Below are 12843 nucleotides of genomic sequence, written 5' to 3'. Positions count from 1 at the left end.
CTAGTGTGACTGGTCCTTTAGTAGGCAGTGCCTGTGGTGGAACATATACAAGAACTTGGAACATATCTGATGCTTGTGGAAACCCTGCGACCACCAGAACTCAAATTATTACTGTAGATGATACTACAGCCCCTGTAATTACAGGCACAATAACAGATACCAATATTGAAGGATGCTCTATTGCTGTAGCTCCTGCTGCCCAAACCACCGTAGCGGGAATTGAAGCTTTAACTGGGTCTCTCACTATTTCAGATAATTGTTCAGCCGATACAGATATTACTGTTAGCAGCTCGGACAATGTCTCTGGATCTTATCCTTTTGTTATTACCAGAACATATAATGTAACTGACCAGTGTTCGAATACAAGTGCCAATTTCACTCATATAATTAGAGTAGATGACACAACAAACCCAACAATCTCATGCCCAAGTAACGTTACTGTAACAAACACACCATCAACCTGTGCTGAGATTATTTCTGGAATTGCCCCAACAACTAATGATAATTGTGGGGTTGTTTTACAAACTTGGACACTTTCTGGCGCTACTACTGGATCAAGTGCAGCCACAGGAATCAATGATGCTAGTGGACAATCGTTTAATGTAGGTACTACAACGGTTACATATTATATTGAAGATGCTGCAGGAAATTCAGCCAGTTGTTCATTTGATGTTACCGTGTTAGATGCTGCGGCCAATGCTTCTGTATTGATTTCGGCAACAGCAACTACCATTTGTGAGAACGATTCAGTCATATTTACAGCAACACCAACTGATGGAGGTTCTCCTCCTTCCTACCAATGGTACATTGGAGCGACTCCCGTAGGAGTGAATAGTGCAACTTTTGACACTAATAATCCTGCTCATTTATCTCCAATCAATTCATTGGCTAATGGAGATGCTATCACTGTTGTGATGACTTCAAGCTTATCTGCTTGTGGCACTACAGCAACAAGTAACGTTATTAATATGACTGTTAATGACTCTAGACCTGTGTCTTTTAGTATTAATGCATCCAGTACATCTATATGTCCCGGAAATTCAGTCACATTCTCAACGGGCCCTATCACAAATGGAGGCTCAAATCCAGATTATCAATGGTTATTAAACGGAAGTCCTATATCAGGGGCTACCAATCCAACTTATACCACAAATACTTTAACCGGCTCTGAAACTATTTCTTTACAGCTAACATCGTATGTACAATGTGCTGTACAACAATCTGGCAGTAATGGTATACAGGTAACCGTAAATTCATTGCCTTCTGTAGTAGCTAATGCCTCGGATATTGAAATTTGCTTGGGTGATTCAGTAACTTTAACTGGTAGCGGAGCTTCAAGCTATACTTGGGATAATGGCGTAACAAACAATGTGGCCTTCTCGCCTACTTCAACTCAAACCTATACCGTAACAGGAACCGATGCCAATGGTTGTCAAAATACAGATTCCATTACCGTTACTGTTAACCCTTTACCTTCTGTAGTAGCTAATGCCTCAGATATTGAAATTTGCTTGGGTGATTCAGTAACTTTAACTGGTAGCGGAGCTTCAAGCTATACTTGGGATAATGGCGTAATAAACAATGTGGCCTTCTCGCCTACTTCAACTCAAACCTATACCGTAACAGGAACCGATGCCAATGGTTGTCAAAATACAGATTCCATTACTGTTACTGTTAACCCATTACCTTCTGTCGTAGCTAATGCCTCAGATATTGAAATTTGTTTGGGTGATTCGGTAACTTTAACTGGTAGCGGAGCTTCAAGCTATACTTGGGATAATGGCATAACAAACAATGTGGCCTTCTCGCCTACTTCAACTCAAACCTATACCGTAACAGGAACCGATGCCAATGGTTGTCAAAATACAGATTCCATTACCGTTACTGTTAACCCTTTACCTACAGTAAGTGCCTCTAACAATGGCCCTGTCTGTATAGGAGACACCATCAACCTTAATGCTACATTTACAAACAATGGTTCAAGCTCATCTGCTGTAAGTTATAGTTGGACTGGACCAAACGGATTTAGTTCTTCTTTAGAAGACCCATCGCTAACTGCAGTATTAGCTTCTGATGGTATTTATACAGTATCGGTTACAGACAATAACGGCTGTGTGAACACGGCGACTACAACCGTTACCGTAACACCTGATCCAAGTATTAGCCTAAACACAGGAAACAATAATCAGCAAATCTGTTCTGGTGATGCTATAGCGAATATAGCCTATACTATTGGAGGCGGTGGTACCGGAGCAACATTATCATGGTCTCCTGCTATTACAGGGTCAATTTCTGGCTCATACAATTCGGGCACAGGTATTTACACCATAAGTGGAAATATAACATCAGGTGCTGGAACCTATAACTACACCGTAACAACTACTGGATGTAACCCCATTACAACAACAGGAAGTATTGAAGTTTTTTCTGCTACACCTGGTACTCCAGGAATCATAACAAGTAATGCTTCAACGGCCATATGTCCCCCTGCTACAAACATTACTTATACCGTTCCAAATGATTCTAATGTAGCGACGTATCAATGGATTTTACCTGACGGATTTACAATTACTTCAGGAGCTGGCACTAACAGCATTACTGTTAACATAGCTGCCAATGCCGATGAAGATGATGTTTCTGTTAGAGCTACGAACCCATGTGGAAATAGTGGACTATCATCATTAGAAATAACCATTGGTTCTGGTGCGATAGCAGACGCAGGACCAGATCAATATGTTTGTGACGGTACACCACAAATAACCCTTGCCGGTTTTGTAGGTGGTGCTATTAAAAATGCCAACCAATGGGATTGGAGTGATAATGGTGCTGGTGGAACCGTACCAAATAGTGGTGGAAACAATGCTCAGTTAAATGGTACCTATACGCTTCCAGCTGTGACCACACCTGGCCAGATAATTACAATAACGATCGCAACAGATGATCCAGGAGGCGTATGTGGTGATGCCGAAGATGATATGCTTTTGTATATTTTGCATAACCCAACGGCCTCAATAAGTACAAGTGCTACTCCAATTTGTGAAGGGACCGGTTCTACGGTTACTTTTGATGTTGATGCTCATGAAAATAGTGATATCATTGTTACATACAACATTAATGGAGGAGCAAATCAAACTATTAATTTAACAACGGATGCTTCGAATCCATTAGGTACGGCTTCAGGAAATGCAACCTATGTTTTAAACACCGGAGCTCTTTCTAGTACTACAACCTATAATTTGGTAAGTGTAGCTTATACTAATAACCCTACTTGTACGCAAAGTATTGGAACCTCGGCTACTGTTAATGTTACACCAATTCCAACAGCATCTATAAGTTATAATGGCCCTTTCTGTGATTCGGAAACCAACCCACAATCTGTAACGCTTAACGGAACTGGTGCTTATACCGGTGGTACCTATTCTGCTCCGGCTGGTTTATCCATTAATGCTTCTGGAGACATTGATCCTAGTAACAGTACTCCCGGAGCATATACTGTAACATATACCATTCCTGCTTCTGGTGGATGTGGTACCGAAACAGCAACAACCTCTGTAACCATTACGGAAGAACCTACGGCTACTATTAGTTATAATGGACCTTTTTGTGATTCGGAAACCAACCCACAATCTGTAACGCTTAACGGAACTGGTGCTTATACCGGTGGTACCTATTCTGCTCCGGCTGGTTTAAGTATTAATACTTCTTCAGGAGCTATTACGCCTAGTGCAAGTACGCCGGGTATTTATACTGTAACATATACCATTCCTGCTTCTGGTGGATGTGGTACCGAAACAGCAACAACCTCTGTAACCATTACGGAAGAACCATCTGCTACTATTAGTTATAATGAACCCTTCTGTAATTCAGAAACATCAGCTCAATCGGTGGTGTTTAGCAATACAGCAGGAGCCTATACGGGAGGAACTTTTACAGCATCTCCAGGTGGATTAACAATCAATTCTTCTACTGGAGCTATTACACCTAGTACAAGTTCTACAGGTACTTATACTATTACATATACGATTCCTGCTTCTAGTGGATGTGCTACCGAGACAGCATCCACTTCGGTTACCATTAAAGAAGATGTTATTATTACTACACAGCCACAAAATGTTGGAGTCTGTGAGTCCGATTCCGCTAGTTTATCAGTAGTTGCCTTTGGTGATGACCTTAGCTATGAATGGTTTAAAGTTTCATCTCCCTCTGATATTTCAGTAGGAACAAATGCAACCTTAAACTTTGCTTCAACTACGTTGAGCGATGCGGGTTCTTATTATGTTATTGTTAGTGGAGACACTTCTTGTATTAGTAAAACCTCAACTACAGTAACTTTAAATGTCAATCAAGTATTAACCGTTACAGACCATCCTGATGATGTTACTGAATGTGAAGGAAACAGCGTGACTTTTAACGTTACAGCTACGGGAGCTCTAGCAGCCACAAACACGTATCAATGGAGAAAAGATGGTATTAATTACGGTTCGCCAACAACATCATCTTCGTTAACAATTAGTCCTTTAACCATTGCAGATGCTGGTGTTTATGATGTAATTATTGCCAGTGCAGGAGGAAACTGCCCAAATGTAACATCTAACGGGGCAACTTTAACGGTCACCCCTTTACCAGTAATAACCAATTTAAGTTATTCTAGTTCAGAATACTGTGTATCGGACAATACAAGCTATTCCCCAACCTTGACTGGATCAAACTTAAATGGAGGCACTTATTCTTACGTAGCAAATTCAGGAGGATCTATTACAGGATTCAATGCATCAACAGGTGCTTTTAATCCAACTAACACTGATATAGACACCTATACTATTACATATACTATACCCGCTAGTGGTGGTTGCTCTGTGGTTTCAGAAGATTTCACATTTACTATTTACAGAGATGCTACTGTTAATGCCGGAAGTAATCAAACCATCTGTTCTAACAGTACAGCAACTATGAATGCTACATTAGGAGGTGGTGGTGCTACCTCCGGTACTTGGAGCACAAGCGGAGATGGAGGGTTCAATACCCCAAGTTTATTAAATGCTGTCTATACACCAGGCTCGAATGATGTAAATTCTGGTAATGTAACTCTAACGTTTACATCTAATGATCCGGCTGGTCCTTGCCTTGCGGTATCAGATACTATGGAATTAACAATAATATCTATTCCTACTGTTGATGCAGGAACAGACCAAACTATCTGTTCTAATGAAATAGTTACCCTTAGTGGTGCTAATTTTGGAGGAAGTGCTACCTCAGCTGCATGGTCTATTATTTCAGGTGGCGGCACATTAAGTTCTATAGCTCAAACAGCTAACCCAGAAACGGTTACTTATACACCCGCAACGGGTTACTCAGGTAATGTAACCTTAAGGTTAACTACAAACAATCCTGTTGCTCCTTGTGCTTCCCAATATGATGAACTTACATTAACAGTTCAACCTTATGTAGCTGGTGGATTTACTTTGGAAGGTTATGCTTTAGATGATCAAAATAATCAAGGGCCTGTTAGTAGCGAAATAATTGCTTGTCATGAAGGTAACGGACAACTTGAAGTGAGTGGAGTTTCAGCTACAGATATTGTTGAATGGCAATATTTAAATAGCACAGTAACCGACTTTACTACAGTCCCTATTGACCCTATTGGTCCTGGTTCTACTGTTGGAAATGCAGGAAGACTTATTTATAATTTCACTGATGTTTTAACTAATGCAGTAGATGGTGCAACCGCCTTCCGAGTTGTAGTTAATACGGGTAGTGCATGTGGAGATGTTTATTCTGATGTAGCTTATGTAAGTGTAATTCCATCTAACTTAAAACCTGAGCCTGTTCAGGCTTCGCCTATAGAATATTGTTTAGGAGGAACCTCTACCTTTTCTTCCTCTGTTAATTTTGGAGGAGAAACATTAAATACAGAAGGTGGTTTTGATAACGGGCAATTAAACACTAATGACCCTGATGGATGGTTAGTTGATGGAGAGTTGGGAAGATTATCTGCTTCAGGTAATAGTGTTAATCAAAATAATTGGTCTGTTACCAATGATGGTAAAACATACCATACAGGCGTTACCTATGACAATGATATAGTTTCTCCACCAACCAACGAAGGTAAATTTGCGATTGCATATGGCTATTATAACACTACCGGTGTAGGTGGGCATCCTGTAATATTTGATCCTGATACAGGCAACAGAATTACAACCATGGAAACGCCAATTTTTAGCCTTATGACCATTCAGGATGCTGTTTTAGAATTTAGAGAGGCTTATTATTTAGAAGGTGCGCAAAACTGTTTTACTGATGAAACTCATACTACTACTGAGCCTGCACCTGCAGCTGAACTTATAATTGAGCTATCTACTGATGGAGGTGCTAATTACGATATAGAATTAAGACCAACAATTACTGGTCCAGCAAGTACACCAGCAAATTATCAAGATTTTGCGGACGTTTCTTTGGATTTAAGTGATTATTTTGGTCAAACTAATTTAAGAGTTCGATGGACATTTGTTAGAAACTGTTCTAGTAGCTGGGCAATAGATGGTATAACATTACCTGGTGTTGGAGGTGTTAGTGAAGTAGAATGGACTGATGAATTTGGTAATGTATTACCAGTAATTGCAGGTACTAACAATGTGATGTACACGCCTTATGCACCAGGTTATCAAAAATATACAGTAACCACCTATATTAATGGTTGTAGAAGTTTAGCACCAGATGGCTCTGAAGATGTATTCCTTACGGTTCACTATGCTAATGCAGGGCCAGCACCTGCTCCCGTAACAATAGACAATTGTGGTAGTAATGTTAGCCTTCATGCTTATGATAATAGATTATCACCTCGTGATAATTATGACGAATATGCTGCAGAAAACACATGGGAAGGTTGGTATTTACTACCTGGAGATGACCCAGATGATGGATGGACACCATTAAATCCAAACCCATTTAACGGATCTGATTTTGATCCCACACTCGGACCTGGAGACATCCCTGGAACCTGGTCTATTTCTAATTATATGGGCCCTAATATAGTTGACACCAATGCTCCTGAAAATTATTTCTCAGATGTCAATGATCCTAAAGCTGAGTTCTCGGGTCCAGGCGGTGATTATACTCTAACATGGACCACACCTAACAGTGGTGACGATGGTGACTGTTCTTCAGATGTTACGGTAACATTAACTGATTGTAGTACATTGGATTTTGACGGTGAAAATGATAATGTAACCTTTAGAAATAACTATGACTTAAGTGGTTCATTTAGTTTTGAAGTATGGGTTAAACCAGATGCTACTACAGAAACAGGTCTAGCAAACAATAATATTCAAACCATTTTTTCTAAACGTGATGCCACAAATGTAACACATGGTTATGATTTACGTTTAGAAGGCAACACCTTATCATTTAATTATAATGGATCAACTGCTGTAACTGCCTCTCCTATTGGAACAGATAGATGGTACCATGTAGCTGTAACATATGATGGTACTTATACACTTTATGTGGATGGTATTGAAATGGATAGTGGCGGTAGTGGTGTTCCAACATCAAATAACTACGAATTTATATTAGGGGCTATGGATCAAAATCCAGCTGGTGGTAACCCTAACCCTGTAAACTATTATAGCGGATGGATGCAAGAATTACGTATTTGGGATGTTGCGCTTACGGTTGAACAAATACGCCAGATGATGAATCAACGCATTCATGATAATGGTTTGGTAGAAGGCGATATTGTTCCTATTGATGTAGCTGGATTAAACTGGGCTAGCTTAAGAGCTTATTATCAAATGGTTCAAGCTTCTGAAATAGTTGGTGGTTATTTAATTCCAACTGGTGGAACTGGAGCCACAAATGGGCAACTAAGAAATATAGAGACTACGCAAGATGAAACCGCTCCATTACCTTATTTCACCAAAGCCATTGGCAATTGGAATACTACTGGTGCTGGAACACCTTGGCAACATGGAGATTCTGTTTGGGACCACCCTAACAGTACAGGCATTAATGGACAACCAATTGATTGGAATATAGCTCAAATAAGACATGATGTTATTTCTAATACCCAGGATGTAATTTTGCTTGGTTTACTAGTGGATGTCAATAGAGAATTAACAGTTACAAATACTGGTACACAAGATGAAACCAATACTGGCCACGGTTTATGGGTTACCCATTATCTGCTGCTTGATGGTTTAATTGATTTGATTGGAGAATCTCAGTTGGTTCAGAAACGCTATACGGGTAGTGCAGGTATATCGATAACTTCTGGAACTACAAATCAAGTTACGGAAAGTATTCTGGATGTAAATAGTAGTGGTTATATAGAACGTGACCAACAAGGAACTAATAACCCATTTAACTATAATTATTGGGGATCTCCGGTTGGGCCAAGAGTAACAGGAACTAATAACAACCCCAGAAGTGTAGGTGGAACTATGATGGATGGTAGTACAAGTGCTATGCCTCAAAACATTACCTTTACTGGAACATATACAGCACCAGACACCGATCCAATATCTGTTAGTACTCGTTGGATGTATGCCTATGAAAATTACACAAACAATACCTATGCTGCTTGGAGAAGAATCGGAAATACTGTCAATTTCAATGCTGGCTTAGGACATATTATGAAGGGTAGTGGCAATAATTATGTAGCTTATAACATTGGTACTCAAAACTATGTATTTACAGGTAAACCAAATAATAATACCATAACAACACCTATTAACGATGGATATGATGCTTTAGTTGGTAATCCATATGCTTCTGCCATAGATGCTAATGCTTTCTTAATAGATAATGGTCCTACAGGAACTAATACCATATCAGGTGCTTTATACTTTTGGGAACATTATGTTGGTAACAATACCCATATTTTAGCTCAGTATGAAGGTGGCTACGCTGTTTTAAATTTGGTTGGAGGAATTGCTGCCGCCACCCCACCCCCAACTGCTGAAGGTTATGAAATTTTAGGAGGCACAGGAACAAAAGTTCCAGAAAGATACATCCCAGTTGGGCAAGGCTTTTTTGTAACAGCAGCTGATCTTGGACCTGATGGTAATGGAGTTGGTGGGCAAATAGAATTTAATAACGACCAACGTGTTTTTGTTAGAGAAGCTTTAACTGGCTTAGCAAACAGTGGTTCGGTATTTTTGAAATCTAATAACACAAAAAAAGGAAATGCATCTGGAACTGCAACTCCCCAAAATGGTACAGCCTCAGATGACATCAAACGTTTAAGAATAGATTTTAAAACTCCTGAAGGTGCTATTCGACAACTATTGTTAGGTTTTATTCCTGGAGATAAAGCTACAGACAATGTAGACTATGGTTACGATGCACCTAAATTTAACAATTTCCCTAATGACTTAACTTGGATTATTAATGGCAAAGGTTATGAAATTCAAGGGGTTGGAGAGTTTGATGAAGCCAAATTACTCCCATTAGGCCTTTATCTAGGTTCAGGTGGAACTTTTGAAATCATTTTAAACGATATGGATGGACTTGACCCAAATACCAAGGTTTATGTCTACGATTCATTATTAGGAACATATACCAAAATAAACAATAAGAGTTTTGAAATGAATTTGGAAGCTGGTGATTATTTGGATAGGTTCTTCTTAACGTTCCAAAAAAATAATACTTTATCATTTGATAATGATAATGCACTGGATTCGTTAATAGGCATCAACTATTTACAAAACTCTAAAGAATTGTATATTAAAACCCCTGTAAATATAAATGTTAAACAGATATATTTAACAAATATATTGGGGCAGACTATTAAATCTTGGAATGTATCAAACACTCCTAATCTTTCCACCAATGAAATTAGAATACCTATCAGTAAAGTGGCCGAAGGCACTTATATTGTTAAAGTAGAAACTTTAGATGGGTCAACCAATAAGAAAATAGTGATACAGCAATAAAGACTTCAATTAATTTTTTAAAAAGAGATGCTAAAACAGCATCTCTTTTTTTTACATTTTTTTAATCATTATGTGCATTTCATCGATTTTTTTTGCTTTTTATGGATTTTTAATAAGTTAATATGTATATTAGCGCTTAAATATACCATTCATCGATAAAAATCAAATCTAATGATGAAAATTACTACTTATTTTAAGCACTATATAATAGTATGCATGATAATAGCCTTTTCCTCTATTAACACAGCTGAAGCTCAAGATGATATGCAAAAAATTCAAATAGATTTTACCATGCCCAATGGTTTTGTGAGGCATTTATTAATTGGTTTTACACCTGACAACTCTGCCACAGATGGTGTTGATTATGGCTATGATGCCATAAATAGAGATATATTTCCTGATGATTTAAATTGGTTGATAGATAACAATAGATATGTTATACAGGGTGTTGGAGAATTTGATGATACAAAAAAATATCCTTTGGGTATGTTTCTTCAAAATTCAGGAAATATAAAAATTAAACTAGCTGGTACTTACAACTTTTCATCTTCTACAAATATGTACATCTATGATAGTGAAATGGAAACTTATTCAAAGATTAACGACAAAGATTTTGATTCTTATATGACAAGTGGTGAATATACAGACCGTTTTTATCTAGCTTTTAAGGAATCAACTGAAAGTAGTGTTGCTAAAAATTCTTTATCAACCAATGATGAAATATTAGCTTCTACTAAAGTTCATTATTCTAACAAATCAAATGAATTAATTATAAGCACAAATAATAATGTAAAGATTGAAGCTATTGATATTTACAATATAGCAAGTCAAAATCTATACTCAAAAAAAACTGCTGCATACAGTGATTTCAAAATTCCTTTAACATTAAATAGTAATACTTACTATATTATTAATATGCTTACCAATAAAGGATTACTAACAAAAAAGATAATGGTGCTTTAATTGCTATTTAAATTTTTAACCAGTTTATATTTATAGTCTCTCACATGAAAAAAATTTTACTCTCAAGTATCTTACTATGCCTATGCTTACAAGCTACTTACTCGCAAAACTTAAACTACAAACGTATCATAATAAACGCTCCTTCTCATGATGTTATTCATACATTAAGTGACTTAGGTATGGATCTCACTTGTGGAGCTGTTATTAATAGTCAGGGGCTTCAGTTAGAACTCTCTAAAGATGAACTTAAAAGGGTAAAAAATAAGGGGATTGCCTATAATGTCCTTATTGATGACCTTACCAAGTATTATGCCGATAGAGCTACTAAAAATCTTCCAAATGCCATACAGGAACTTGAAGCACAAAAAACAAGCCTACACGCCAAAGCCGGTTTTGGAAAAACTAGTGTTTCTAACATCCTTTTTGATAATATAGGACAATATAACGGCTGTGATGAAATTAATTGGCCCACACCTACTAACTTTAAACTTGGTAGTATGGGAGGATGTTTTACTGTCTCTGAAACACTCGCTGAATTAGACCTTATGCGTTCGCTATATCCCAATATCATATCGGTTAAGACCAATGCGTCACCTACAAACCAAACTACCCTAGAGGGAAGAACCACATACTATGTTCGTATATCTGATAATCCTGATATCGATGAGGCTAATGAGCCTGAAACACTGTATACAGGAATGACCCATTCTCGGGAGGTTTCTAGCTTAATGAACCTGATGTATTACATGTGGTATATTCTAGAAAACTATGGCTCAGACCCTGCAATCACCTCTCTTGTAAATAACCAAGAACTCTATTTCATCCCTATTGTGAACTCCGACGGATTGGCTTACAACGAAGCTGTAGCTCCTAATGGTGGTGGCCTACAACGTAAAAACAGAAGAGATACGGGAGCGTGTTCTACTTATACTGATGGTATAGACTTAAACAGAAACTTTGGATACTATTGGGGCAACGGTGGCTCTTCTACTTCTGGATGTAGTGAAACTTACAGAGGCACTACTTATTTCTCTGAGCCTGAATCTCAAATTGTTAGAGATTTCTTTCTGGATCACGACTTTAAATTAGTACTTAACCACCACTCCTTTAAAAATGCTATGCTACATGGTTATGCGGGAGTTGACCCTGCTACCTTGGATGCTGCTGGTGTGGATAGACGTGAAGATGAATTTGCCAAGTACAACCATGATATGACCCACTTTAACCGTTATGCCTATGGACCTAGTACTCAAATTAGTGCTTTGAATAGCGGAAATATGAACGACTGGATGATGGGACCTGCTGTAGCAGGCTCTACCGGTGGCCCTGGGGCTGGTAAAGACACCATGGCTTGGACACCTGAAAATGGTGGTGGATCTGAAGCAGCCAGCTCAAGTGGATTCTGGCCAAACCCTCTGCTTATTGACGATATAGCTCGTCGTGCTATGCGAGCCAATTTCCTGGCTGCCTACTTTAGTGGTAAATATGCTAAAATTATAGATTTATCATCTTCTAACGTAACTGATTTAAGTGGTAACTTTAACTTTGGTATTGAGTATCTGGGTCAAACCGATAGTGATTTTACTCTTACGGTAACCCCCATTTCCTCTAATATAACATCGCTTACCAGCCCTTCAGTTCAGTCTGGAATGGTAACACTAGAACAGCGTAACGTGTCTGCTCCTTTTACACTTAACGCTAGTATACAACCTAACGATGCTATTGAATTTAAAGTAGCTTTGAGCAATGACGATGGTATCTTATACGAGGCTAATATTATAAAATACTATACACCGACCATACTCTTTGAAGATGACGAAGAGACTAACGGAATCTCCAACTGGACCGCCTCTGGTGGTTCTTGGGGAACGACCTCTGATGCCTTTTCTGGAACTCTAGCTATTACAGATTCTCCTGCTGGTCCTTATAATAACAATGAAAGCAAAAC

Annotated in this window: 3 protein-coding genes; all 3 read left to right on the top strand. The window is 38.4% G+C overall.

Annotation, left to right across the window (positions count from 1 at the left end; all coding sequences use genetic code 11):
- A partial coding sequence (locus E1J38_RS14625) for a DUF8693 domain-containing protein (protein WP_145774466.1) occupies positions 1-9932 on the top strand: 9932 nt, incomplete at its 5' end.
- A gap of 171 nt (positions 9933-10103) precedes the next feature.
- Positions 10104-10895 carry a DUF8693 domain-containing protein gene (locus E1J38_RS14620; RefSeq protein ID WP_133355178.1) on the top strand — a complete coding sequence of 264 codons (792 nt, stop codon included), beginning with the start codon at positions 10104-10106 and terminating at the stop codon, positions 10893-10895.
- Positions 10896-10939: 44 nt separating this feature from the next.
- Positions 10940-12843: M14 family metallopeptidase (locus E1J38_RS14615; RefSeq protein WP_145774456.1), on the top strand; the 1904-nt coding region annotated here is incomplete at its 3' end.

Source organism: Seonamhaeicola sediminis (assembly GCF_004358095.2).
GTDB lineage: Bacteria > Bacteroidota > Bacteroidia > Flavobacteriales > Flavobacteriaceae > Seonamhaeicola > Seonamhaeicola sediminis.
Note: the sequence above shows the minus strand (reverse complement) of the source record. Positions and strands in the feature narration are given on the sequence as shown.